Origin of the sequence: Pseudomonas triticicola (assembly GCF_019145375.1) — a bacterium.
GTDB lineage: Bacteria > Pseudomonadota > Gammaproteobacteria > Pseudomonadales > Pseudomonadaceae > Aquipseudomonas > Aquipseudomonas triticicola.
In genome coordinates this window covers 4,635,081-4,659,327 of the sequence record NZ_JAHSTX010000001.1, presented here as the reverse complement: position 1 = coordinate 4,659,327, position 24,247 = coordinate 4,635,081, and the positions used below count along the sequence as shown (strand labels likewise).

Annotated in this window: 20 protein-coding genes; 7 read left to right on the top strand and 13 right to left on the bottom strand. The window is 61.2% G+C overall.

Translation table 11 applies throughout. The features are described from left to right. Positions 1–63 precede the first annotated feature (63 nt). From folE2 to KVG85_RS20495, 4 genes are read left to right on the top strand one after another with little or no spacing between them, the layout of a single operon-like run. Positions 64–960, top strand: a complete 897-nt coding sequence (folE2, locus tag KVG85_RS20510; RefSeq protein WP_217864814.1) for a GTP cyclohydrolase FolE2 — start codon at positions 64–66, stop codon at positions 958–960. Continuing rightward, on the top strand, positions 957–1,625 hold the full coding sequence (locus KVG85_RS20505) for a metal ABC transporter ATP-binding protein (protein WP_217864813.1): 669 nt from the start codon (positions 957–959) through the stop codon (positions 1,623–1,625). Before folE2 ends, KVG85_RS20505 begins: the two co-directional genes overlap by 4 nt. After that, positions 1,625–2,494 carry a metal ABC transporter permease gene (locus KVG85_RS20500; protein ID WP_217864812.1) on the top strand — a complete coding sequence of 290 codons (870 nt, stop codon included), beginning with the start codon at positions 1,625–1,627 and terminating at the stop codon, positions 2,492–2,494. The genes KVG85_RS20505 and KVG85_RS20500 overlap by 1 nt, the downstream gene beginning before the upstream one ends. Positions 2,495–2,505: 11 nt before the next feature. Continuing rightward, on the top strand, positions 2,506–3,381 hold the full coding sequence (locus KVG85_RS20495; RefSeq protein ID WP_217864811.1) for a metal ABC transporter substrate-binding protein: 876 nt from the start codon (positions 2,506–2,508) through the stop codon (positions 3,379–3,381). Positions 3,382–3,464: 83 nt separating this feature from the next. On the opposite strand, the gene KVG85_RS20490 is transcribed toward KVG85_RS20495, so the two are convergent. After that, positions 3,465–3,983: a DUF3617 domain-containing protein gene (locus KVG85_RS20490; protein ID WP_016772436.1), complete on the bottom strand. Its 519-nt coding sequence runs from the start codon at positions 3,981–3,983 to the stop codon at positions 3,465–3,467. Between the two features lie 131 nt (positions 3,984–4,114). Between KVG85_RS20490 and cls the strand changes: the two genes are divergently transcribed. Next, complete coding sequence (gene cls, locus KVG85_RS20485) at positions 4,115–5,554, top strand: cardiolipin synthase (protein ID WP_217864810.1); 1,440 nt, start codon at positions 4,115–4,117, stop codon at positions 5,552–5,554. Between the two features lie 10 nt (positions 5,555–5,564). Here the strand turns inward: cls and cfaB are convergent, their stop codons facing one another. The 5 genes from cfaB to hflK (KVG85_RS20460) all read right to left on the bottom strand — a co-directional run bounded on the left by cfaB (position 5,565) and on the right by hflK (KVG85_RS20460) (position 12,884). Next, positions 5,565–6,752 carry a C17 cyclopropane fatty acid synthase CfaB gene (gene cfaB, locus KVG85_RS20480; protein ID WP_217864809.1) on the bottom strand — a complete coding sequence of 396 codons (1,188 nt, stop codon included), beginning with the start codon at positions 6,750–6,752 and terminating at the stop codon, positions 5,565–5,567. Positions 6,753–6,929: 177 nt separating this feature from the next. Continuing rightward, on the bottom strand, positions 6,930–8,840 hold the full coding sequence (locus tag KVG85_RS20475; protein WP_217864808.1) for a cation-translocating P-type ATPase: 1,911 nt from the start codon (positions 8,838–8,840) through the stop codon (positions 6,930–6,932). Next, positions 8,837–9,886: a protease modulator HflK gene (hflK, locus tag KVG85_RS20470; RefSeq protein WP_217864807.1), complete on the bottom strand. Its 1,050-nt coding sequence runs from the start codon at positions 9,884–9,886 to the stop codon at positions 8,837–8,839. The genes KVG85_RS20475 and hflK (KVG85_RS20470) overlap by 4 nt, the downstream gene beginning before the upstream one ends. Continuing rightward, a complete protein-coding gene (gene hflC, locus KVG85_RS20465) occupies positions 9,883–10,926 on the bottom strand; it encodes a protease modulator HflC (RefSeq protein WP_217864806.1) in 1,044 nt (347 codons plus the stop codon). The genes hflK (KVG85_RS20470) and hflC overlap by 4 nt, the downstream gene beginning before the upstream one ends. Continuing rightward, positions 10,923–12,884 (bottom strand): protease modulator HflK, encoded by a 1,962-nt coding sequence (gene hflK, locus KVG85_RS20460; protein ID WP_217864805.1) that lies wholly within the window; start codon positions 12,882–12,884, stop codon positions 10,923–10,925. The genes hflC and hflK (KVG85_RS20460) overlap by 4 nt, the downstream gene beginning before the upstream one ends. Before the next feature lie 210 nt (positions 12,885–13,094). On the opposite strand from hflK (KVG85_RS20460), the gene lpdA reads away from it, so the two are divergent. Further along, positions 13,095–14,495, top strand: coding sequence for a dihydrolipoyl dehydrogenase (lpdA, locus tag KVG85_RS20455; RefSeq protein WP_217864804.1), 1,401 nt, complete (start codon positions 13,095–13,097; stop codon positions 14,493–14,495). A gap of 100 nt (positions 14,496–14,595) precedes the next feature. Here lpdA and KVG85_RS20450 read toward each other — a convergent pair whose 3' ends face one another. Then, positions 14,596–15,069, bottom strand: coding sequence for an Lrp/AsnC family transcriptional regulator (locus KVG85_RS20450; protein ID WP_041476556.1), 474 nt, complete (start codon positions 15,067–15,069; stop codon positions 14,596–14,598). A gap of 144 nt (positions 15,070–15,213) precedes the next feature. Between KVG85_RS20450 and KVG85_RS20445 the strand changes: the two genes are divergently transcribed. After that, positions 15,214–15,843 (top strand): LysE family translocator, encoded by a 630-nt coding sequence (locus KVG85_RS20445; RefSeq protein WP_217864803.1) that lies wholly within the window; start codon positions 15,214–15,216, stop codon positions 15,841–15,843. Here KVG85_RS20445 and KVG85_RS20440 read toward each other — a convergent pair. The 6 genes from KVG85_RS20440 to KVG85_RS20415 form a co-directional block, all read right to left on the bottom strand. After that, positions 15,840–17,975, bottom strand: a complete 2,136-nt coding sequence (locus KVG85_RS20440) for a hypothetical protein (protein ID WP_217864802.1) — start codon at positions 17,973–17,975, stop codon at positions 15,840–15,842. The two genes, KVG85_RS20445 and KVG85_RS20440, sit on opposite strands and share 4 nt — an antisense overlap. After that, a complete protein-coding gene (locus tag KVG85_RS20435) occupies positions 17,962–19,146 on the bottom strand; it encodes a DUF3142 domain-containing protein (RefSeq protein ID WP_217864801.1) in 1,185 nt (394 codons plus the stop codon). The genes KVG85_RS20440 and KVG85_RS20435 overlap by 14 nt, the downstream gene beginning before the upstream one ends. Before the next feature lie 135 nt (positions 19,147–19,281). Next, complete coding sequence (locus KVG85_RS20430; protein ID WP_212617483.1) at positions 19,282–20,121, bottom strand: class I SAM-dependent methyltransferase; 840 nt, start codon at positions 20,119–20,121, stop codon at positions 19,282–19,284. Next, positions 20,115–21,269, bottom strand: coding sequence for an acyltransferase family protein (locus tag KVG85_RS20425; protein ID WP_217864800.1), 1,155 nt, complete (start codon positions 21,267–21,269; stop codon positions 20,115–20,117). Before KVG85_RS20425 ends, KVG85_RS20430 begins: the two co-directional genes overlap by 7 nt. Further along, positions 21,266–22,567 (bottom strand): glycosyltransferase, encoded by a 1,302-nt coding sequence (locus tag KVG85_RS20420; RefSeq protein ID WP_217864799.1) that lies wholly within the window; start codon positions 22,565–22,567, stop codon positions 21,266–21,268. Before KVG85_RS20420 ends, KVG85_RS20425 begins: the two co-directional genes overlap by 4 nt. Further along, a complete protein-coding gene (locus tag KVG85_RS20415; RefSeq protein ID WP_217864798.1) occupies positions 22,561–24,138 on the bottom strand; it encodes a glycosyltransferase in 1,578 nt (525 codons plus the stop codon). Before KVG85_RS20415 ends, KVG85_RS20420 begins: the two co-directional genes overlap by 7 nt. Between the last annotated feature and the right edge of the window lie 109 nt (positions 24,139–24,247).

Sequence of the window (24,247 nt, the reverse complement as noted above, 5' to 3'; positions counted from 1 at the left end):
AAAGCATCGCCGAATGGATTGTTATATTGTAACGTAAATAGAGATCAACACGACGGTCTCACTATGAATGCTCTTACTCTCCCGGATATCGCCGCACAATCTGCACGCCAGACATTGCCTCTGGATTGGGTGGGAATGCGTGGGATTGCTCTACCCGTTGTGCTCGAAGGCCAACGTCTCAGCGCCAGAGTCGACGCTGGTGTGAGTCTGGACGATGGTGAAGCACGTGGTATTCACATGTCGCGCTTGTATCTGGCACTCGAAACCCTCGAACAGCGAAGCCTTTCTCCCGCTTTGCTGCATCAGGTACTCAAGTGTTTTCTGGTAAGTCACCAAGGTCTATCAGCCTGCGCATATCTGAACATTCACACCGACTTATTGCTGAAACGGCCGGCGTTAGTCAGCCCCCTAGCCGGCTGGAAATCCTATCCGACAATTATTTCAGCGAGCCTGAAACAGCAAATGTTCCACGTGGAACTAAAAATCGAGGTGCCCTATGCCTCGACATGCCCATGCTCGGCAGCCTTGGCAAGGCAGATGATCCAACAGCAATTCGTCGACGATTTCGCCAACAAGGCTCTGCAACACGCAGATGTTTTGGCATGGCTTGGCTCAACCAAAGGGATCGTGGCGACACCGCACAGCCAACGCAGTTATGCGCAACTGCACCTGCATCTCGACAGTTTCATCGACGAGCTACCGCTGACCGCGATCATCAATGGCGCCGAAGCAGCCCTCGGCACCGCCGTGCAGACCGCAGTAAAGCGCCCCGACGAGCAAGCCTTCGCTCTTGCCAATGGGCAAAACCTGATGTTCTGCGAAGACGCCGCCCGCCGCCTCAATCAGGCACTGCAGCGCACGCCCGGCGTCAACCAATTCCACATCCGCGTGATCCACGCCGAAAGCCTGCATGCCCACGACGCGGTCGCCGAAAGCAGCTGGCAGCGGGAGCAAAAATGATCCGCTGCCAATCCTTGGTATGGGGCGCACCCGGCCAACCGCTGACGACGCCTTTGAGTCTTGAGTTCGAAAGCGCCAGCCTGACCGCAATCATCGGCGCCAACGGCTGCGGCAAAAGCAGTCTGCTGAAAGTCATCGCCGGTTTGCAGAAGCCCTTGGCCGGCAAGGTGGAAATGGCTGTTCCACGCCAAAGCGGAATTTCCTTTCTGCCGCAACAGCAGCATTTGGATCGGCAGTTTCCAATCAGCCTCGAAGAGCTCATCGCCGCAGGTTTCTGGGGCCGTCGGCTCTCGACACAGCTGCGCACGCAGCGACTGAAAAACGCATTGGAAGACTGGCATTTGAGTGGACTCGAACAGCGTCCGTTGATGGCCCTGTCCGGCGGTGAGCTACAACGTGCCCTGCTCGCGCGACTGAGCCTCGCAGACGCCCCGGTGCTGTTGCTTGATGAACCGCACGCCGCACTCGACGAACTCGGCCAGCAATTGCTCTGGCAACACATTCATCACTGGCACGCCGAAGGCCGAACACTGCTCGTGGTCTGCCACGACCTGGCGGCTGTCCGCCAACACATTCCGAATACCCTGTTGATCAAAAACGGCCACTGCGTGTACGCAACCAGCCGAGAACTGATCCAGCCGACAGCGCACATGCAGGTCGCCTGATGCTCGCCACCCTCAGCCATTTCTGCCAGCCGTTCAGCGAATTTGTGTTCATGCGCCGCGCCTTGCTCGGCGGCCTGGTGCTGGCATGCAGCACCGCGCCCTTGGGTGTTTTTCTGATCCTCAGGCGTATGAGTTTGATCGGTGACGCCGTCGCCCACGGCATTCTCCCTGGTGCAGCGCTGGGATTCTGGTTTGCCGGTTTGAGTCTTCCCGCACTCACCCTCGGTGGCTTGGGAGCCGGGCTGAGCATGGCCGGACTTGCTGCCTGGATCACCCGGCGAACGGGGTTGCGAGAAGATGCCAGCCTCGCCGCGATCTATCCGATCTCACTGGCGAGCGGCGTTTTGATCCTTGGCATCGCCGGCAAGCGCCTCGACCTTCTGCACTTGCTGTTCGGTTCGGCGCTAGCCGTGGATGGACCGACGCTGACCGGCATGCTGTGGGTCTCGGCGGTCAGCCTCATGGCGATGGCGGCGATCTACAAACCCCTGCTGCTGGACACACTGGACCCATTGTTCTTGCGCACGGTCAGTCGCCTCGGGCCACTGGCTCATGGCGTGTTCCTGACTCTGGTCGTGCTGAATCTGGTGATCGGCTTTCAGGCCATCGGCGCACTGATGGTTGTCGGGCTGATGATGCTTCCGGCTGCCGCGTCGAGATTCTGGAGTCGTCGTCTGCCGGTACTGATTGCCACCGCCGCCGTCATGGGCTGCGTGTCTGTGTGGCTGGGCTTGCTGCTGTCGTTCTACTACTCGCTGCCCAGCGGCCCGGCCATCGTGCTGGTCGCGGGGGTCGGCTATCTGCTGTCGGTGTTGTTGGGACCGGTTCATGGTTTGCTGCGCCGCCCGCCTTTGCTCACATCCCAATGAGGTGTTTCCCGATGCGCGCTCTACTCGTGCTGTTCAGCCTGATGCTGTCGATGTCCTTGTCAGCCGCCGAAAAACTGCCGGTGGTCACCAGCTTCAGCATCCTCGCCGACATGGTTCATCAGGTCGGCGGCGAGCACGTTCAGATCACCAACATGGTCGGCGCGGACGCCGATGCGCACACCTACGAGCCGACACCGGATGACGCCAAGGCGCTGCTCAAAGCCAAAGTGATCATCAAGAACGGCCTCGGTTTCGAACCTTGGCTGGATCGCCTGGTGACCAGCACCGACAGCAAGGCAACGGTGATCAGTGCCAGTCGCGGGGTGATTCCACGTTCGCTCGATGAGGACGGCGAGACCGTTCCCGATCCACACGCCTGGCACAATCTGGCGAACGCCGAGTTGTACGTCGCCAACATCACCAAGGCGCTGATCGCCGCCGACCCGGGCAACAAGGCTGACTACGAGCGCAACAGCCAGACCTACCTCAAGCAGATCTATGCCCTGCTCGCCGAAGCCAAAAACAAACTCGGCGCGCTGCCGCCGGGCAACCGCAAGATCGTCACCAGCCACGATGCCTTTGGCTATCTGGGTCAGGCTTATGGCATCGACTTTATCGCGCCACAGGGTTTATCCACCGAAAGCGAACCCTCCGCCGCCGAAGTCGCTGAGCTGATCACGCAGATTCGCCAGGCCAAGGTCAAAGCGGTGTTCATGGAAAACATCAAGGACGCGCGCCTGCTCAAGCAGATCGCGGATGAAAGCGGCGCGCACATTGGCGGCACGCTGTACTCGGATGCACTGGCGGCGAGCGGACCGGCGAGCACCTTTACCGGGCTGTTCGAATACAACCTCAATACGCTGTACAAGGCGTTGAGTCAGCCATGACTTGAGGTGCACTTCCGATCTATTCGCGAGCAGGCTCGCTCCCACAGTTGGAATGGCTTCCAACTGTGGGCGTCGCAGAGGGTTTAAGCGCGGGGTTTTACCGTGCCGCAATCCTGACCCAACCAGACTGCGCGAGTTTCCAGGCTGCCCTTCTGGTTGATGCCGATGGCGTTGAAGGTGCCATTGGCGACGGTGGTGAATTCGCGGTCACTGAGGAATGTCGCCACACCGGTGCCTTGGGCTTTCGGGCAGCTGAAGCGGAATTTCCACTGGTTGCCGGTGCGCTCGGTAATCTGCTGCTTGCAGCCCGATTGCGGATCGGCCAGCGGGATGTCGTTGGTCGCGACCTGCTGCGGCGTCAGGCAGGCGCGGATACCTTTGCCGCCGATGTTGATGCCGTTCTTCTCCAGCGCCGCGCGCTGCTGCGGGGTGATCTGGCCTTGAATCTGGCCAAGGATCGATTGCACGTCCATGGCCTGATCATCGACCTTCAGATTGCTCGAAGACATTTCCCACAACCCCGGCTGCAGCATTTGTGCTTGCGCAACCACCGGTAATGCCAAACCCAGGCCCAGCGCCAAACCCAGCAGACGAACGTTCATCGAGAAACTCCTGATCAGTTGTGGCCGTTAGACGCCGGCCGGTTGCGTCGGTTCATGCACCGATTAAATAGAGACATTCGCCGCAGAACATGGTCTGTTAAGCATTGCATCTCACGGAGCAAGGCTGCCCCATGGATTTTTTCGGACCGCACATTTTCGGTTACCTGATCGCCCTGTTGCACACACTCGGTTCGATCGCTGCAATCCATGCGGTGCTCACCGTGCGCACTGCGCAAGGCTCGATCGCCTGGGCATTGTCGCTGATCTTCATTCCCTACCTCACGCTTATTCCGTATCTGGTCTTTGGTCGCAGCACCTTCGATGGTTACATCAAGGCGCGGCGCCAGGCCAACGAGCAGATGCGTCTGGCCATTTCAGAGTTGAACTGGCGCCCGTGGGTGGAAGAAGCCTTGGCCGCTCGCGCGTCGAGTGCCTACGCCTCACTGCGCGCAATGCCGAAACTGGGGCGCATGCCGTGCCTGGCGAACAACGAGGTGCAACTGCTGGTGAACGGCACCGAGACTTTCGATGCGATTTTCCAGGCGATCGCACAAGCGAAGGAAGCCGTGCTGATCCAATTCTTCATCATTCACGACGATCGGCTCGGCCAGCGCTTGCGTGATCTGCTGTTGAAGAAAGCCGCCGAAGGCGTGTCGATTCATTTGCTCTATGACCGCATTGGCAGCCATGCCCTGCCCCATCATTACGTGCAAGCGCTGCGTGATGCCGGCGTCGAGGTCAAAGCCTTTGCCACGCGCAGCGGCTGGCTCAACCGCTTTCAGGTCAACTTCCGCAACCACCGCAAAATCGTCGTGGTCGATGGCGTAGTCGGGTTTGTCGGCGGGCATAACGTCGGCGATGAATACATGGGTGAGAAACCACCGCTGGCGCCATGGCGTGACACCCACGTCAAAGTCCGCGGGCCGGTGGTGGCCTGCATGCAGGAATCGTTTGCGGAAGATTGGTTCTGGGCTGCTCGTACTCTGCCGCCGTTGATCCTTCCGGATGCGTATCCGGAGGACGGCGTGCTTTGCCAATTGCTCGCCAGCGGCCCGGCGGATGCCTACGAAACCTGCTCGCTGTTTTTCGTCGAAGCCATTCACGCAGCAACGCAACGCGTATGGATCACCAGCCCTTACTTTGTCCCGGACGAAGCGGTGTTCGCGGCATTGAGGCTGGCAGTTTTGCGTGGTGTCGATGTGCGCCTGCTGTTGCCGTCACGGCCTGATCACCGCATTGTCTATGCCGCGTCCAGCCTGTATGCCTTTGAGGCGGTGCGTGCCGGCGTGCGGGTGTTCCGCTATCGACCGGGTTTCCTGCATCAGAAAGTGGTGCTGATCGACAGCGAAATCAGCGCCATCGGCAGCGCCAATCTGGACAATCGCTCGTTTCGCCTGAATTTCGAAGTGATGTTGCTGACCGTCGACAGCGAGTTCGCCGCCGCCGTGGAACAAATGCTCAATGACGATTTCGCCCTGGCCGATGAAGTGGCCAAAGAAGAAAGCCGGGAGATCCACCGCCTGCAACAGGTCGGCATGCGGATCGCCCGGCTGATTTCGCCGATACTCTGAGCGCCCCGTTTCAGGGGTGGTAGATGTCGTCGCGGGTCCACGGCAGTTCGTGGCTGCCATCCGGATGCGCTTTCACGGCGAGGATCTGATGCAGATTGATCCAGCCACGCGCAAAGGCATACGCGCACCCGGCCAGATACAGGCGCCAGATTCGCAGTGCTTGCTCAGGCACCAGTGTCGCCGCAGCTTCGAGGTTATCCTCCAGTCGCTCACTCCAGTGATCGAGCGTGCGCGCGTAGTGCAGGCGCAAGCTTTCGACATCGACGATTTCCAGCCCGGCTTCACTGATCTCGGCTGAGATCATCGCCAGATGCGGCAGCTCGCCGTTGGGGAACACGTATTTTTCGATAAAGTCGCCAGCGCCGCGTCCAACCGGGCGGCCATCGGTGTGTTTGGCGGTGATGCCGTGGTTCATCACCAGGCCGCCCTCCTTCACCGCGCCAAATAGCGTTGCGCAATACTCGGCGAGATTGGCATGGCCAACGTGTTCGAACATGCCGACGCTGACAACCTTGTCGAAGCGGCCGTCCTGCGGCAGATCGCGATAGTCGAGCAATTGCAGTTCGACCTGATCTGCCAGACCTTCGGCCTTGACTCGCTCCTGCGCCAGCGCCAACTGCTCCTTGCTCAAAGTAATACCGAACACCTTTACGCCGAACTCTCGCGCCGCATACCGCGCCAGGCCGCCCCAACCGCAGCCGACATCCAGCAAATATTCGCCCGGCTGCAAGCGTAGCTTGCGGCACAGATGGCGGAATTTGGCTTGCTGCGCCTGTTCGAGGGTTTCGCTGCCGGTTTCGAAATAGGCACAGGAATACGCCATGTCGCTATCCAGCCAGAGCTGGTAGAACGCATTTGACAGGTCGTAGTGGTAGGAAATGGCCTTGGCGTCAGTGTCCTTGTCGTGATGCGCACGCACCGGCTGCCTGCCTTCGTCTTCGTCGAGCAGCGCATTGCTCAACTCGTCGCAAACCCGGATGACCTCGCTGATCGAGCCCTCCAGTTCCAGCTTGCCTTCGACGAACGCCGCACCCAGCGCATCCAGGCTTGGGTGGGTGAATTGAGTAACCATCTGCGGGTCCTTGACGACGATGGTTACGCTGGGCGTCGGGCCCAGATTGAACTCGTGGCCGTCCCAGAGTCGCAGGCGAAGCGGTAACTGCAGATTCTGTAAGGCCGGTGGAAGTTGCGCGAGCATGGAAAATCCCCCCTTGTTTCAGACGTCTGATCTGAGGGTAGACCAACCTGGAAAAATAGCAGGCTATCGATTCGATCGGCCTTGTCTATCGTGATCGGCACTTCGGCTGAACGCCACAGACGACGCGCCTTACGATAGATGACTGCCTGCGCACTCGGCGGTTCGATGAATTTTCCTTCATTTATCCCGAGGGTCGAGCCTGAGCAATGGCTCCTGAAAGCGCAGCAAACGTCCGGCGTTGCCCAACACCAACAACGTACTCAGGTTATGCAGCAGCGCCGCGATCATCGCCCCGGCGGCACCGAGCCAACCGAAAGCCGCAAAAACCACGATGGCCAGCGTCCAGCCGAGACCGATGATCACATTGACCTGCAAAGTACGCCGGCACTGACGACTCAAGCGCACGCAGGTACCGAGGCGGCGCAAATCGCTGCCGATCAGCACAATGTCCGCTGAAGCCAGAGCAATATCGGCCCCGCCAGCGCCCATCGCCACGCCGACCACGCCGGCCTTGAGCGCGAGTGAATCGTTGATGCCGTCACCGACCACCATCGGGCGGAAGCCGTGATCGATTTCCTTGAGCACGCGATTGAGTTTGTCCTCCGGTAGCGCTTGCGCCTGGACTTCGTTCAGCCCGACTTCCTGCGCCAGGGTTAGGGCAACGCTCTGACGATCACCGGTCAACAGGAGTTGGCGTCCCAGCCCCAGTTCGCGCAATTCGCTCAAGGCAAAGCGCGCTTCGGGTTTGATGCTGTCTGCTAGCAGCAGCCAGGCGAGGAATTCACCGTTCAAAGCCAGGCCGGCAATCGGGCCATCGTGTTCAGGAACGAGGGGCGTTGTGATGCCCAGTTGCGCGAACAACTCTGGACGACCGAGCGCAGCTTCGCCCTTCTCTGTCGTCGCCACTACGCCCAAGCCTTGGCGCTCATGGATATCAGTTAGAGGCCAATAGGTCTCTTGATCGGCCATCGCCGCGAGTGCCCGGCTCACCGGATGACTGCTTGCCGCGCCAAGACTGGCAGCCAGTGTCTGCACTTCGGCGGTGTCCGCATTCAGGCTGTCGATCGCCTGCAAACGCAACGTGCCGTACGTCAGCGTGCCGGTCTTGTCGACCACCAGCGAGGTCAGATCGGCGAGTTCTTCGAGGAACGCCGAGCTGCGAATCAGAATCCCGTGACGCGCGGCGACGGCGACACCGGCAATCGCCGTGGCCGGCGCCGACAGCACCAACGCACACGGACACGCCGCCACCAACACCGCGAGCATCGCCTGTGCATCATGGGTGACGAACCAGGTCACCGCCGCCAGCAGCAAGACCAGCACCATGTAACTGCCGGCATAGCGTTCAAGCAATCGCGTGATCGGCGGTTTCGAGCGCTCGGCGTTTTGCATCAGGGCGATGACTTTACCCAAGGTGGATTCGTCGCCGGTGCGGGTGACTTCGACGCGCAGCAATCCATCGAGGTTGATCGCGCCGCCGAACACCAGCATGCCGACGCCAGCTTCCACCGGTACCGACTCACCGGTAATCGACGCCGTATCGAGACTCGCCTGGCCGGACAACACCCGACCGTCCGCCGGCACCCGATCACCGGCCCGCACCTCGACAACATCGCCAGCGCTGAGCGTGCCGTTGTCCACTTCGATGATCGAACCGTCTGCTTGCAGCTTGCGCGCATGGCTGCGGGTCAACTGGCCAAGCGCATTAATCGCTTCCTGGGAGCCGATCACGCTGCGCTCCTCGAGCACATGGCCGAAGATCATGATGATAGGCAACAACGCGGCGGTGAGCAGATCGCCGGTCGCCCAGGCACCGAGCATGGCCAGCGCAATCAATTGATCGGTAATGCCGTGCAGGCTCGGGTAACGCAGGCTGTACCACGCCGAACGCATGACCGGGACCGCCACCAGCAACGAGGCGAAACCGAGCAGCAATTGGCTGACACCGGTTTGCTCCGGGAGCATCCAGCGCCAGAGCAAGCCCAGACCCAGCAGTCCGAGCGCAAGCATCGCCAGGGTCAACTGGCGCGCGGCACGACGTTGTTCGGCCGAGGACAACAGACCTGGAGCAGCGGTGGTCGCCGTCATTGACTGGCTCCTTGAATGATCAACCGGGAATCGTCTTTCGGGTTGACGGTGGTGACCGACCCGGCCTGACCAAGAATTTTCGGCAGGCGTTCGCGATACAGACGCAGGAGCATTTGCGGGTCGGTAGACGTGGCCAGACTCGAGACTGTTGCGGTATCGGCCGAGGCTTTTGCAAGACGCTCCCCCGCCTGCGCGTGAGCCACCTGGAGCGTGCGGTCTGCCTGTTCGTTGGCAGATTGAGTAAGTTTTTCCGCCTCGGTACGCGCATTGGCCACAGCCTTATCGGCTTGCTGACTGGCCGTCAGAACCGCATTGAAGGCACTGACCGCTGGCTCCGGCAGGCTCGATTGCACATCGACCCGCGACACCTCGATACCGATGCCCTGCCCGCTCGCCTTCAGTTCAGCGAGACGCGCGTTGATGCCTTGCACCAGATCACCGCGCAATCGCTCGCGACGCTCGGCCGCCTGATTGTCGGCGCCGATCAGTTCCGGGCGAGCGACCATAATGGTGTCGAGGTCTCGCGCGGCGGTCAGGGCCACGGCGCTGCGCGTCACTAGCCGATCGAAAGCTGGCAGCACATGCTCGCCTTGCACCACGAATTCGTACGGATCGGAGACTTGGTAAAACACTCGCACGTCCAGTTGCACCACACCGGCGTCACCGGTCAATAAATAACCAGACCCGGCGAGTGCATCGCTCAATGGCGTGGCGAAGGACGCTACCCGGTCAGCCTTCAACGCCTCGTCACTGCGCAACAGATTTTCCACTCGACGCTCGATCACCCGATCCGCCGCCGGCAACAGAACAACCTGTTCAAAGGGTTGCGGCCACGCCCATAACAGTCCGGCATTCTGAACGCGATCCAGCGCACCGAAGTGCAGTACTACTGCGCGGTTTTGCGGATCAATCTGTCGGACATTCGAGAACGCCCATGCCAGTGCCGCCAGCACGGTGATCGCATACAGGGCGATGAAGGTCAGACGTCCGGCCTGGATCCACGGACTGTTCAACGCATGTGTTCCACGTGGAACTTCTTCGCTCATGGTTGCGATCCAGCTTTGTTGTCGAGCGTCGGTGGGCCGTCGACCAATACGCGGAAAGGTGCGGCATCGGTGCGCAAAATCAGTTTGGTTTCCGGTGTGACAATGGTGCCGAGGGTATCGAGCGAGCGCAGCAGGTTGTAAAGCTGCGGCGAGCTGGCGTAGGCGCGACCATAAATCTGCGCAGCCTCGACTCGCGATTGCGCTTCGATATCGGCGGCTTTCACCGTCGCATCGGCCTGGACGATCCGCGCATCGCGCTCAGCGGCGGAACGGATTTGTGCGGCTTCGCGTTTGCCAATGGCTGTACGTTCGGTGGCAATGGTTTCACGCTCGGCACGCATGCGGTCGACGGTTGCACTGAGCGTGACCGAGGGCAAAGTCAGCCGCTCGATACCGACCTGCACCACACGCACGCCATAAGTGGCGAGCAACTGTTGGTCGATCTGCTGACGCAACTGCGCTTCAAAATCGCCGATGCGCACTTGTTTGGCATCAGTGTTGACCAGATTGGCCAGATCGAAACTGCTGGCCGTGGTCTCCAGTGCCGAGCCGACAAAGGTGCGAATCTGCCGCGCCGCTTCGTCCGGCTGATTCTGCACGGCACGCATGAAACGCTGCACGTGTTCAGGGTCACCCTGCACCTGCCACGCCACGTAGGCCTGAACGATGATGCGCAAACCATCCTTGGTGCCGACGTCCTGCAAACCACTTGAGGTGGTACGTAGACGCAAGTCCACCGGGATCGCCGCTTCGAACGGTGCAGGCCAGCGCCAGCTCAAACCGGGATCAAGCAAGACCCGCGACGGATTTCCGAAACGCGTGATGACCGTGGCTTCGCCGGAGCGCACTTGCACCAGACTCGCGGCGGCAATGGCAAACGCCACCAGCAACGCAGCCCAGCCCATACGCCGCCATGGAAATGGCCCGGCCTCTTGCGGATCGCCGTGATGGTGATGATGACCATGATGATGGTGATGCCCGCCGTGGCCGTGGTCGTGGCCGCTGTGGTCGTGAACGTCATGAACAGGCGACTGGCTCAATGGGTGGCTCCTGGTTGAGCGGTGGTACGGGCGGGCGACGAATCAGTCGGCAGTGTGAAAGTACGCAGATCGATGGTTGGCGCATTTGCGCTGCCGCCAAGTCGATGGTCGAGCACTAGCAACCTGGCTTTACTCAAGCCCTGACTGAGCTGGCTGAGATATTGCTCCAGCACGAAGGCCTGGCCAGCACTGGCGAAGGCTTTCTGTTCGGCGCTGAATTTCAGGTCTGCCGTTTGCGCAGCGGCACTGATCTCCCGCGCGTTTGCCGTTGCCTGATCCCGCGCCGTGCTCGCCTGCAACTGCGCCTCGTTAGTGGCCTGCGCAGCCGCCCCGCGTTCGCGAGCGATCAACGCCTGCGCGCCGATCTGCGCCGCTTGCACACTGTGATAGGCATTCGCCGCGCCGGCCGGTGGATGAATCGCTTCGACGACTGTGGCGAGGATTTCCACGCCACTGTTCAATCTGTTCAGATCGCTTTGCACTGCGCGACCGATTTCCTCGGCCAGCCCAGCCCTGTCGTCGCCGAGCAGACCGTCGAGGGTGCGCGAGGCAAAATCGTGAACCAGGATGCGGCTGGCGGTGCTGCGAATCAGCGTCGGTACATCGGCACTGTTGTAGGTCGCAGCAAGCGCCGCTTCGTCGTTCAAACCGATGCGATAAACGAAGCGCACGTCCATGTTGACGATTTGCAAGCCCTGTTGCGCGCCGCGGCTGCTGGCGATGACCTGGGATTTGTCGTTGACGTGGCTGGCGTCCCACAAACGGTTGGCGGTCAGCGGCGCCGGGCCTTCAGCGGAGTCGGACTGCACGGCGATTGGCTTGTCGCCGACACTGGTCGCCAGTTCATGAACCACACCGTTTTCAACGGAGATCACACGCCCCAATGGCCAGGGCAAACCGGCATGCAAACCCGGGCCGAACACCTGTACCGGTTTACCGAAGCGCTCGTAGATGCCGCGACCGTGCAGGGGAATTTCATGTACGCCGGTCAGTAGCCAACCGCTCAGGGCGACCACCACCAACACCGGCAACAAGGCTCGGCGCATGTAACTGAAGGCCCAGATCTGCCGCAGATCGATGCCGAACCGATTGTGCATTTCATGCTGCAACGCCAGCCAGGGCTGCGGCGGCCAGCGCAGCATATCGGCGATAAAACTGCGCGCCAGGAGGGTCGGTTCCAGTTGTTCACGCCGCGGGCTGAAGACAGACAGTAACGCGCGCAACAGCAGTTCGCCGGCAACCAACATTGGCAGGACTGCGCTGAGCACCGCCACGCGTACTGGCCAGACTGCGCTTTCGCTGGCAAACAACAGACACAGCGCACCGATCAACAGGGTGATGATCACCACCCGGGTCAGTTGTGCCAGCGCAGCCGCTTCCGGCCATTGCGCCGGCGGTTCCTGCGCCAGTTGCCGCTCCAGCACCAAGAGGGCAAACGCCAGCAACAACGCCAATGCCGCACCGATGCTCGCCGACAGCCCCAAGGCCGCCGCAGGCAACGTGAGATTCCACACCTGTTCAATACCAAGCAGAACCAGCAACGCCCAGCCGCCGAGCCACAACGTCGGCGCACCGATTTGTCCAAGCAGATGGCGGCTCTGCTGACTCAAGCGCTCCAGCAGCCTTTCGTACCAGCCCTCGGCTGCGCCGCCCTCCTCCACGACGGTCGGTTGCGAAGCGGGCGGATGCATCACCCGCGCGCGCCATCGCGTCACCCACCACGCCGATTGCAGACCGGCGACCAGCACCAGCAACGCCGCGCTCTGATTGACCAACAACGGCAACCACAGGGACTGCGGCGCAAACAGGCCGACGAAAAACGCCAGCACCCACCCCGACGCGGCCACTGCGCCGAGTCCATACGCCAACCGACGCAATTTGCGTGACTGCGCGGCTGCCTGCTGAAAGCGCGGCAGCCCGGTGACTGGCGTGGCGTCCAACTCAAGATCGACTTGCATAACACCCCGAAAATATAGGCTCTGCGTTCATAGCGTTACGATATAACGCAAACTGTGAAATATTCGTACACAATTACGCTTATTCAAGGATGCCGCAGCTGTCGCTTGCCTGAAGCCTTGACCGAAATGTCTGGCAAAGCTCATATTACGTACATAATTTTTATCGCGACTAATCTTGGCTATCCCCTTCGAGCAATCTGGAGCAAGCGCATGAGCAACTATGACGTAGTGATTCTGGGCGGCGGCCCCGGCGGTTATAACGCAGCGATCCGCGCCGGCCAGCTCGGGCTCAAGGCCGCTTGCGTTGAAGGGCGCGCAACCCTCGGCGGCACCTGCCTGAACGTCGGTTGCATGCCGTCCAAAGCCTTGTTGCACGCCTCAGAGCTGTACGCCGCTGCGGTGGGCAAGGAGTTTGCCAATCTCGGCATCGAGGTCAAACCGACGCTGAACCTTGCGCAGATGATGAAGCAGAAGGACGAAAGCGTCGCCGGCCTGACCAAGGGCATCGAGTTTCTGTTTCGTAAGAACAAGGTCGACTGGATCAAGGGTTGGGGTCACATCGACGGCCCGGGCAAAGTGACGGTGACCGACGCCCAAGGCAACAAGAGCGAACTCAGCGCCAAGGACATCATTATTGCCACTGGTTCCGAGCCCACTCCCCTGCCCGGCGTCGAGATCGACAACCAGCGCATCCTCGATTCCACCGGCGCGCTGTCGCTGACTGAAGTGCCCAAACATCTGGTGGTCATTGGTGCCGGGGTGATCGGCCTGGAGCTGGGTTCGGTATGGCGCCGACTCGGCGCGCAGGTCACCGTGGTCGAATACCTTGATCGCATCTGCCCCGGCGTCGATGGCGAGGCCGGCAAGACCTTGCAGCGCGCACTGAGCAAGCAAGGCATCGCCTTCAAACTGAGCTCGAAGGTTACGAGTGCCACCAGCACCGCCACAGGCGTGCAGCTTAGCGTCGAGCCTGCCGCCGGTGGCACGGCTGAGCTGATCGAAGCCGACTATGTGTTGGTAGCCATCGGGCGCCGCCCGTACACCCAGGGCCTGGGGCTGGAGAACGTCGGCCTGAGTACCGACAAACGCGGCATGCTCGCCAACAAGCAACATCGCACCGAAGCGGCTGGGGTCTGGGTCATCGGCGACGTCACGTCCGGCCCGATGCTCGCGCACAAGGCAGAAGACGAGGCCATGGCCTGCGTCGAACAGATCCACGGCAAGGCTGGCGAGGTCAATTACGCGCTGATCCCCAACGTCATCTACACCCAGCCGGAGCTGGCCAGCGTCGGCCAGACCGAAGAACAGCTCAAGGCCGAGGGCCGCGCCTACAAGGTCGGCAAGTTTCCCTTCACTGCCAACAGCCGGGCGAAGATCAATCACGAAACCGAGGGCTTCGCCAAAGTCCTCGCCGACGAGCGCACGGACGAAGTGCTTGGCGTGCACCTCGTTGGCCCGAGCGTTAGCGAGATGATCGGCGAGTTCTGTGTGGCGATGGAGTTCAGCGCATCGGCCGAGGACATTGCCCTGACCTGCCATCCGCACCCGACGCGTTCGGAAGCGTTGCGTCAGGCAGCGATGAATGTCGAGGGGATGGCGACGCAGATGTAGGTTCCAAACCTTGCCGCCGTCTTCGCGAGCAGGCTCGCTCCCACTTTGGAATGCGTTCCCTCTGTGGGAGCGAGCCTGCTCGCGAATGGCGCCACCCGGTCTACAGCGGCAGATGGCCTAACGGCAACGCCCCCGGCGCTTTCACCGTGTGGATGGCGAAGTTGCTGCGAATATCGCTCACACCCGGAAGCTTGAGCAGATGGCCGCTGACAAAGCGGTCATAAGCGCGCAAGTCAGGCACCACTACCTGCAACAAAAAGTCCGATTCGCCGGACACCAGAAACGCTGAGACCACCTCAGGCAGCGCAGTAACAGCGGCATAAAAGGCCTCGGCGCGTTCTTCGTTGTGCCGCTCGACCTTGACCCCAACAAACACCGTCAGCCCCAGCCCGACTTCATCGCGATCCAGATTGGCCTGGTAGCCTCGGATCACCCCCGCCTCTTCCAGCATGCGCACCCGGCGCAGACACGGCGAAGCCGACAGGCCGATTTCTTCCGCCAGCTCGACATTGCTCAGGCGCCCGTTGCGTTGCAGCGCGGCGAGAATCTTGCGGTCATAGGCGTCGAGTTTCATCTTTGGCAGATCCTGATGGTTTGCAAACAGAAAACCAGAAGATTATGCCAAAACCACTGACTTTTGAAGCTGATTACGCAAGCACCTGCCCTGCCCTCTCGCTCTAGACTGGCCCGAGCAAATAAACAACGAAAGGGGTGTGATGTGGCAAGTCTGTGGCTGTTTATTCTGACGCTGGCTGTGGTTCTGCTACTGCCGGGACCGGACATGATCCTGCTGTTGCAAACCGGTGCGCGGCAAGGTCGAGGTGCGGCGCTGGCCACCGCGCTGGGCCTGGCTATCGCCCGCGCCTGCCACGTGGCACTGGCGGCATTGGGGCTGGCGGCGCTGTTCAAAACGGCGCCGTGGACGTTTGACGTGGTGCGCATCGCCGGCGCGGCCTATCTGTTGTGGATCGGCATCCAGTGTTTTCGCAGCTCGCTGGTGCCGAACCTGCAAGCCCAAGAGCAGGCGCCTGCCCACGGCCAGTGGCGCGGTGCGATCCGTCGCGGTTTGCTGACCAACCTGCTCAATCCCAAGGCGTTGCTGTTCTGCTCGGTACTGTTGCCACAGTTTATCGTCAGCGGCGGCGCGCCGGTGCTGACACAGTTCGCCGTACTCGGCCTGGTGCTGGTCAGCGTCGGCCTGCTGTTCGACAGTGTTGTCGCCATGACCGGCGCGGCACTCGGCCGTTGGCTGCAACACAGTCCGACCGCCCAGCGCGCTCAGCAATGGCTGTTCGGCAGTCTGTTGATTGGCTTCGCCGTACGCCTGAGCTTCATTCAACAGGCCTAGCCTTTGCGCACCTTGCGCTGACGACGGGTAATCAGCATTAACGCAGCAACAGCGACCAGCAGCACCGCGCCGATCTGCACCGGCCACTTGTACGGCCGCAGCGTCGCACGCACCGCGTCGGTCACTTGGGTGACGTAGCGCTTGTCGGCATTTTCGAAGTCCGGATACGGGCATTGATTGCCGAAGTCTTGCGCCCACGGCACATAAGGGCCTTCCTTGACGTAGCGCTGATACAGCGCGCTCTGGTCCTCAAGGCTGCTGTTCCAGCCGGCGGCATTGCACAACACCGCAGCAAACGCCTGACTGGTGTGCGGCAAATTATCGGCGGCGCGACTGGCCAGTGCTGTGGCGACAAAACGATAGTGATAACGCAGATCCGGTTGCGCGGCGCTGGCCTGCTGGCGCTGCACTTCCGCCGCTGAAATCAGCGGGCCGACATCCAGCTTCGTGCTCTCCAGCGTGTAATTGCCGCCGAAGGTGGCGTAATCAGGCGCCATCTCATAACCGAGGATGTCCATGCCCCACTCCCGCGCCGTCCACGCGGCGTTGTACAACGCACTGGCGCGTTTGCTCGGCCACCACGCCGACTCGGCCTTGAGCCGTTGCTCGCCATAGAGCCGGGCCTTGTGCTGCAGATCATCACTGGCGAAATAACCGACCGCTTCCTCGTAACGGCCCTCACGCAGCAAGCGCCGACCGAGCAGATTGCGCAGATTGGCGGCAACCGACAGCGGCACATAGTTGTCGCGCTCCTGCTGCGTCAATGGCGGCGGCGCCGGCACATTCTCATCGACGTACTGCTTGAGCTCATCGACTGTCAGCACCCGCTCGGCAACGGTGGCGGCATCGAACCAGTAAAGGCTGTTGCTGCGATACAGCTGCACGAACGCTTGCAGGTATTCGCCGCGTTGCAGCGCCAGGATCGCGCTTTCGCCGTCGACCCGGCATTTTGGCTGGACCGTTTCAAACGCCCAGTCCGGCGTGCGGCGATAACCCCAGTCTTCATTCTGTGGAAAGGCCTGGGCGGCTTTGGCGTAGGCGGCGGCAGCGGCAGTCGTGTCGCCGTCACGCACTGCCAGTTTTGCCCGCAGCCACCAGGCCAGTCCGCCGTCCCCGGCGTTTACCAGAAAGGCCTTGGCAGACGCGTAGTCGCCCTGTTGATAACTCATCGCCGCCAGTCGCTCGGCATTGTCGAGGCTGCCACGGGTGCTGTTTTGCAGGAGTGTGACGAGTTTCTTTTCATTCGGCGGCTGCTCACCAAATGACCAGCCCTGACGGCTGACCAGCGATGCCGTGACCAGTTGCTGCACCGCTGGCTGCTGCAGCAGTTTGGCCAGCTGAGATTCCGGCAATTCGGCCAGCTCGTTCATCAGTTGCTTGAGCGAGGTGTAACCGACGGCCGAACCGTGCAGGTTCTGTGCTTCGTACAGTTCGATGGCGCCGCTCCAGTCGCCCGCGCTGCGCAACGCCCGCGCCTCTTCACCGAGGCTGGCAACGCCCAGTTCCAACGGATCGCTGAAGCCGTCGATGCTCAGTTGCCGGGCCTGGCGGAAGGCATCGCGCGCTTCTTCCAGCGCTTCGATGCGATCGTGCGCCTCGTTGCTCATGGCAAAGGCGATGCGCCCGAGGGAATACGCCGCCCACGTGCTGCGCAACGGACGCTGGTCTGCCGGCAGCGCCAGCACCTTGTTGAAATATGCCGTAGCCAATTGATGATCGCCGGTGGCAAAGGCCACGGCGCCGGCGACATACAAGCGGATTTCCGCCGGCAGACTGGCGCCCTGCTCTTCGGCCTGACGTGCATCGCTGAGCCCGCGCAGGCGCTTGACCAAAGCGTATTGCTCGACGCTCAGGCCCACCTGCTCAGCCTGTTCGCGCGCCAGCTCTGACGCGTTGTCTTCGGCATAATCGTTGGGGTTGTGGGTCGCAGCAGTGACATTTTTCAGCCCGGCAATGGTTTTACCGAGGCGACTGACTTCGAAGCTGAAACTGCCTTCGGGCAGATCGGCGAGGGTCTGCGCGCGGTTGTCGAGCAGGCGCATCGGGAAGTCCGGGCCGCACGCCAGCGCCGAACCCAGCGGCAGGCTGAGGCTCAGGCAAAGCAGATGGCGGGGCCAGTTACGGGTCAACATGCGAACCTCCTTGATCAATATGTGCACAACGCGCCCAACCGACAGCGCGCTGTCCGCCCGCCGGCAAGCGACCGTCACGCAGGCGGGTGAAGGTAAGCAGATTGGCACTTTGTTGCAACGAGTAACCGGCGAGCGCATCGGCGCCAGCACAACCCTGCGCCTTAAGCGTGATTTGCGCAGGCCACGGGCTGTCTAGATTGCCGTGGTTTTCGAGCTGGATGTCATAGAGACCGCCCTGCTCTTTGAATGACAGGCGCAACTGACTGTTCAACACATCGCCGCGAGCCACCGCGCGTAAAGTAGTCAGGCTCCAGGCGCGACGATCGCTGGCCAGCGGCAGGCGAAACCAGATCAATCCAGCCAGATGCTCGGGCGGATCCTCACGCAAGGTCTGGCTCAGTTGGCTGAGTTGCAGAGGATCGGCGAGCAACTCCCGGCGCTGCCCGCCGCGCTGCAGTTGCACTTCGCTTTCCACTGCGGGCGCGCCGCCGTCAGCGTCCAACAGCGCAACGCCGTAGGCCGGCAGCGCAAGATAGAAAGGTTTGTCGCTGATGCGTGCCCAGGCCTTCGCCCACTTCAACGCCTGCTCGGGATCGAACAGACCCAGTCGCGGATCGCTCACCGCGTGGACTTGCAGCACGCTGCTGTCAACGCTTTGCACCAGCGCCGGCAATTGCGCGCTATCGAGCCAGGCCGGCAGTGCGGTGATGCTCAAAGGCAACGAGGGCGGCAAGGTCGCGCGCAGATCTTTGAGCAATTGGGCATACGCAGGCAGCCGTGCTGTACCGGCGTCGTGATCGATCTCGACGCCGCTCAACGTGAGGCCTTGCGCCTGCCAATCGGCGATGACTTGCAGAATCTGCGCGGTGACCTGCTGCTGGTCCAGCGACTGCAACTGGCCATCGAGGCGAATCACTGCGATCAGCGGGCGACCGTCAGCTTTCAACAACGCCGGATCAACCCGCGCCCTGCTCCACCGCTCGCCGGGAAAGGCCTGCAACGCCAGCACGCGCAGGGTCGAGAAGTCAGTGCGACTGTCGCGCAATGCCGGTTCATGCGCAGACGTCCATTGACGTTGCCAAACGTAGAGTTGCTGGTCGAGGGGAGGCGCGACGGATTGCTCGCACCCCGCAAGCAAGATGCCGAGAAACAGACCCAAAATAAACCGCATACCTTGAAAATCCCCGAGACCACAGGCCGCAAGGTTACACAAAAACCGTGTAGGAGCTGACGAGTGAAACGAGGCTGCGATCTTTTGATCTTGCTTCAAGACTCCAGACCAAAAGATCGCAGCGTGCCGCAGCGCCTACAGGGATGCCGCAGGCTTGCGCGCGATGATCACCTGACTCTTGGCCACCACCGCATCCAGCGCCTGCTTGATCTGAGCACCGCGCGGGGAATCCAGCACCGCCTGCCAGGTATTGGCCCAGTGCTCGAGCATCGGGTGATCGGGGTTGCTGAACTCGACCTTGGCCTCCCAGAACAGCATCATCCACATCGACCAGTAGAAGCCATATTGACTGTGGCTGACGATTTCCAGCCCGGCCTCGCTGACCATGGCCTTGAACTGGTCTTCGCTGATGATGCGTATGTGATTGGGTTTCTGGAAATACTCCGGCGCGGCAATGTCCTTTTGCAGCTCCTCGGAGCTGGGATGCGGCACGCTCAGCAGATACAACGCACCCGGTTTGCCAACCCGCACCAGTTCGGCAAGAAACTGCGCAGGATCGTCGACGTGTTCGATGACTTCGGTACACACCACACGCGTCGCCGTTGCGTCGGCAATCGGTAGGGGGTTGCAGTCGGTAACGTGGCATTCGATGTCCCGGGCCGGCGTGTCGCTCAGACGCTGGCGCGTGGCTTCGACCTTGGCCGCATCGATGTCGGCAAGAATGATCTTCGCTCCACGCACACCGCAGAAGTGCACATTGCCGCCATCACCGCAACCGACATCAAGCAATGTGTCGTCGGCACTCACAGGAAATCCCGTATACAGCTCGTGGGTTTGCTGGTTGAACCAGCCGCTGAGCTTCGCATCGTAAAGGCCGAGCATGTACGGATCGACTTTGTCGGCAACCGCAGCGACCGGTTCTGCAGCAGTTTGCGCAGGCGTTGTCGCCGAGAGTTTCTTCAAAAAGCTCAGCATGAGGTGGCTCCGGTTGAGGTAACAGCGGTTCGGGAGGTGTCGAGGCGCTTGACCAGCGCAGCACCGCGGTTGCGCATCGGCATTTCGATCAAGCGATAGTTGAGTTCGCTGAGCAGCGCAATCAGGCCGAAGGCAATCAGCAGCATGATGACTGGATGCCCGGCCGGGCTCGGCAGACCGCTGCTCTGCAAACGAAATATCAGTTCACGCACCAGCAGATAGGCGGGGATGTGGATCAGGTAGATGCCGTAGGAGCGGCTGCCGATCCAGGCCAGGCAGCTCTGAATGCGTCCGGCAGGCATGAGGTAGTCACGGCTGTACGAGGCGATCCAGACCAGCAGCGCACTGAGCACGGCGATCGAACCGATTCGATAATTGGCCAGGGTAAAACGGTCGGTAGCCATGAAGCTCAACAGCGCTCCAATGACCATCAACGCTGAAATGCCAAGCCATGGTCGGCGCAAGAACGAGGGCTGCCAGCGCTGAAAACCCGGCTGCGCACTGCACATGGCCAACAGCACGCCAAGGGCCAGCGCATCGGTACGCACCACCATCAGCAACGGCGTGCGCACAGTCAGAATCTGCACCGCCACCAGCGCCAGCAATGTCCAGACCAGGCGTCGGCGAAACAACAGGATCAGCAACGGAAAGAGCAGATAGAACTGCTCCTCCAGCGCCAGGCTCCAGTAAACGAAACTGCTGCCATATTCGTATTGGAAGAAGCTGTCGGCGAAGCGGAAATTGGCGTATTGCAGTACCCCGGCCAGGGTCGCCTGAAGATTGGCGGATAGCGTTCCGAACGCACCGGATCGATTGAAAAACATACAGGCCAGCAGGATCAGCGCCAGCCACAGCCAGGCTGAAGGCAACAGACGAAAGGCCCGGCGGAGCCAGAAATGGCGGACCTGTCGCCAGCGCTCCTGGCCCGTCGTGCAGCCTTGCAGCACCGGGATCAAGCTCCGGGCGATGACAAAACCGGAGATCGCAAAAAACAGGTCAACGCCCCACCACGTCTGCGCCCATTCGTGGATACGGGCAAGCGACGGCACCGGGTCGGTGAACAGATTGTCCTGCAGATGGTGGAACAACACCGCGAGCACCGCGACCGCACGCAGGACCTCAACGTCCATGATGCGCTTGCCGTTCATGCTTGGGGGGCTTCCAAGGCAGGCGCACGATGCTCGAACAACTGCGTCAGAAACCCTCGCAAACGCTGTTCAGCCACAGCCTGGCTGCAGAACGCCTGCAAACTGTCGACTGCCTGCGCGGACATATCGGCATAGCGCTGCGGCTGGTTTTTCGCGACGTCGTAACTGGCCCGATAGGCTTCGCACAACGAGGTCCAGTTGGTCACGTAGCGCAGGGTTCGGAAGGCCTTGCGCGGGTCGTGGGGCCAGGCTGTCAGCTCATCCGTGGACTCGATGAGAAAGGCATTCGCGGTGCTCAGGTAATCGATCATCGCCGTGGTACGCGGCGCGACCGCCGGCTTGCCGCAGGACATGAACTCCATCAGCGGCAGGCACTGCCCTTCACCGTACGAGGTGTTGACCACATACCGCGTGGCCTGCACCAGTTGCTCGTAGTCCGGATCGGCGAGGTAGCCGTAGATCAGAACGATCCGGCAGCGGTAAGACTGGTTTTTGTACAAGTGGTGGAGAATATCGCTGAGCGCTTCTTCGGCGTCATGGTGAGTGAGCTTGAGCACCAGCGTCGCGTCTTCGACATCGCGGAAACACACACAGAACGCACTGAGCATGTCTTCCCAGTTCTTGCGCCCGTCACCGGGATTGAACACCGAGGTGTAAACCACGCCATCAAGCACCAGCGTCTGCTCGCAGGCCGGCGCGGCGAAGTCGATGCCCTCGCCGCTGCGCAGGTGCGCAGGGCCGAATGCATTCAGATTGAGAGTGCGGCTGTCCGCGACCAGGCCTTTGATCGTCAGGCTGTACGCGGCGGCCAGCGGTTGCTCGGGCACTTTCGCGCCACGGGCAGCAAAACGGTCCCAGACCGGCGCCGGCACCGCGACGATCGGGTACTCGGCGCCCATCGCCTCCTGCACGGCGTTGACCGTATAACTGGAATGGGTAATCGCCGCCCCGCAGGCATGCAATACGCTACGCCAGTCATTGCGCGGCTCCCCGGCAAAGGGCTCGTTGGGGATCGTGCTGAACTCCCACGCAAACACCGGCAGCGTCGGACAGGCCAGGTGAACGGGGGTGCGATGCGGCGGCGAGAACGACAGAAACACGCAAGGCTCGCCACGGCTCAGGCATTCCAGATACAGCGCATCGACTTCTGTCTGCGGATCGGCCACTTCCACCACTTGGCCGATGCGTTCGAGCACCGGACGATATTCCTTGAGCACGAAGTAATAGCTGTACTCCGAGCGTCCGAGGTTCTGCGCAATGGTGTGCCGGTTGGTTTCCGAATGAATGATGATCAGCATGGGGCGTTATCCGTCACAGACGCAGCATCGGTGGGGCCTGCTGTCAGCGCAAAGAACTCCGCGAGGCGTTTGCGCACCGGCGCGAAGGCGCAGTATTGCTGCATGCGCGCGACGGCGGCGGCAGACATCCGCTGATATTCCTGCGGCTGGGCCTTGGCCATTCGATAGCTGTTTTCGTAGGCGTTTTTCAGCGAGCCCCAGTCGGGGCGGTGCCGCAGCGTGCGGTAGATGATCCGCGTGTCCTGCGGCCAGATCGTCAGCTCTTCGCTGGATCTGACCACGAACGCCACCGACTCATCGATGTAGTCTTTCATCGCCGTATGGTCTGGAGCGATCACCGGTTTGCCGCTGGACATGAACTCCATCAAGGGCAGGCACAACCCTTCGCAGCGTGACGCGTTGACGTAGAAACTGGCCGCCTGATAAAGCCTGGCGTACTGCGCGTCGTCGAGGTAACCGTGCATCACCACGACCCGACAGGCGAACGGCGTGAGTTGCGCCAGCAGGGTCATCAATTCGCTGTAATAGGACGCCAGATCATTCTGGGTAATCTTGAGCACCAGCGTCGCGTCGGGCGTTTCGCGAAATGCCCAGCAGAACGCGCTGATCAGTCGATGCCAGTTCTTGCGGCCATCCTTGGGGTTGAATACCGAGACATACACCACACCCTCAACTGTGGTTTCGACCACCGATGAGGTGTCCGGCAGATCGAGTGGCGCAGGTTCGATCACTGGCATCGGGACCGCGCCGCATATCGCAGGCAACCGTTGTTGCAGCCAGCCATGCAAAGCGTCCGGCAGCAGATCTCGAATGCCTTCCCAGTACCAGTTGTGCAGAAATTTCACCCGTGGCACCGGTTCCGCCTGCTCGTGTCCCAGATCCAGCGCCCACAGGCGCAGATAATGTCGAGCGATGACCAGTCGGCGTTTGAACGTCAACGGTGGCGGGCGCGCGGCTTCAATTGCTGCGGCCAGTGCAGCCTGCTCTTCAGGGCTGATTGGCGTCGGGATCAGCGCATCGGCTGACAGGCCGAGGGTGCGCGAATCGAATATGCACCCCTTGATTGCCAGTGCAGTGCCCGGGTTGACCGGCATCGGTTGGTGTTGCTGACGAATCGTTGCGAAGCTGTCCCACAACGGCGTCGGCAAAACCAGCACCGGGAACGCTTCGCCCATGGCGCGGCGGATGGCCGTTGCCGTGTGGCTAGACAGAGTGATGACCCGCCCGTGGTGCGCGAGCATGCGTGTCCAGTCCTGACGCGGATCGTCGTCCCACTGTTCATCGGGGATCGAATCGAACTCCCAGGCCACCACGCAGATCGTCGGGCATTGCAGATCAACCGGAGTTTTCTGCGGTGGGGTGAAGGACAGAAACACACTGTCTTCGCCAGCGGCGAGCAATTGCCGGTAAATCACATCGACGTCGGCGACAGATCCGGCCACGTGCACGCGCCCCAGGCTTTCCAGCACCGGGCGATAGGCCTTGAGGACAAAGTAATAGCTGTATTCCGGACGCCCGAGACTGGAACTGATGGAGCTGTCGTTGACGTCCGAATAGAGAATGAAATTCATGGCATCCCACGATGAAGCGCCATCCCGGCGACTTCATGCTATGACGGCCGCGTGGCGGATCGGGTCGGCAGGGCCGGCACTCGTCCGTCATCATCGGGCACGTCTCTGT

Bases quoted from the DNA above. Each gene is read 5' to 3' on its own strand.
- KVG85_RS20430 (WP_212617483.1), bottom strand. From the start codon at position 20,121: ATGCTGAGCTTTTTGAAGAAACTCTCGGCGACAACGCCTGCGCAAACT.
- KVG85_RS20475 (WP_217864808.1), bottom strand. From the start codon at position 8,840: ATGACGGCGACCACCGCTGCTCCAGGTCTGTTGTCCTCGGCCGAACAA.
- lpdA (WP_217864804.1), top strand. From the start codon at position 13,095: ATGAGCAACTATGACGTAGTGATTCTGGGCGGCGGCCCCGGCGGTTAT.
- cfaB (WP_217864809.1), bottom strand. From the start codon at position 6,752: ATGCTCGCGCAACTTCCACCGGCCTTACAGAATCTGCAGTTACCGCTT.
- cls (WP_217864810.1), top strand. From the start codon at position 4,115: ATGGATTTTTTCGGACCGCACATTTTCGGTTACCTGATCGCCCTGTTG.
- KVG85_RS20495 (WP_217864811.1), top strand. From the start codon at position 2,506: ATGCGCGCTCTACTCGTGCTGTTCAGCCTGATGCTGTCGATGTCCTTG.
- KVG85_RS20490 (WP_016772436.1), bottom strand. From the start codon at position 3,983: ATGAACGTTCGTCTGCTGGGTTTGGCGCTGGGCCTGGGTTTGGCATTA.
- hflK (WP_217864807.1), bottom strand. From the start codon at position 9,886: ATGAGCGAAGAAGTTCCACGTGGAACACATGCGTTGAACAGTCCGTGG.
- KVG85_RS20435 (WP_217864801.1), bottom strand. From the start codon at position 19,146: ATGCGGTTTATTTTGGGTCTGTTTCTCGGCATCTTGCTTGCGGGGTGC.
- folE2 (WP_217864814.1), top strand. From the start codon at position 64: ATGAATGCTCTTACTCTCCCGGATATCGCCGCACAATCTGCACGCCAG.
- KVG85_RS20425 (WP_217864800.1), bottom strand. From the start codon at position 21,269: ATGAACGGCAAGCGCATCATGGACGTTGAGGTCCTGCGTGCGGTCGCG.
- KVG85_RS20415 (WP_217864798.1), bottom strand. From the start codon at position 24,138: ATGAATTTCATTCTCTATTCGGACGTCAACGACAGCTCCATCAGTTCC.
- KVG85_RS20505 (WP_217864813.1), top strand. From the start codon at position 957: ATGATCCGCTGCCAATCCTTGGTATGGGGCGCACCCGGCCAACCGCTG.
- KVG85_RS20420 (WP_217864799.1), bottom strand. From the start codon at position 22,567: ATGCTGATCATCATTCATTCGGAAACCAACCGGCACACCATTGCGCAG.
- KVG85_RS20450 (WP_041476556.1), bottom strand. From the start codon at position 15,069: ATGAAACTCGACGCCTATGACCGCAAGATTCTCGCCGCGCTGCAACGC.
- KVG85_RS20440 (WP_217864802.1), bottom strand. From the start codon at position 17,975: ATGTTGACCCGTAACTGGCCCCGCCATCTGCTTTGCCTGAGCCTCAGC.
- hflK (WP_217864805.1), bottom strand. From the start codon at position 12,884: ATGCAAGTCGATCTTGAGTTGGACGCCACGCCAGTCACCGGGCTGCCG.
- KVG85_RS20500 (WP_217864812.1), top strand. From the start codon at position 1,625: ATGCTCGCCACCCTCAGCCATTTCTGCCAGCCGTTCAGCGAATTTGTG.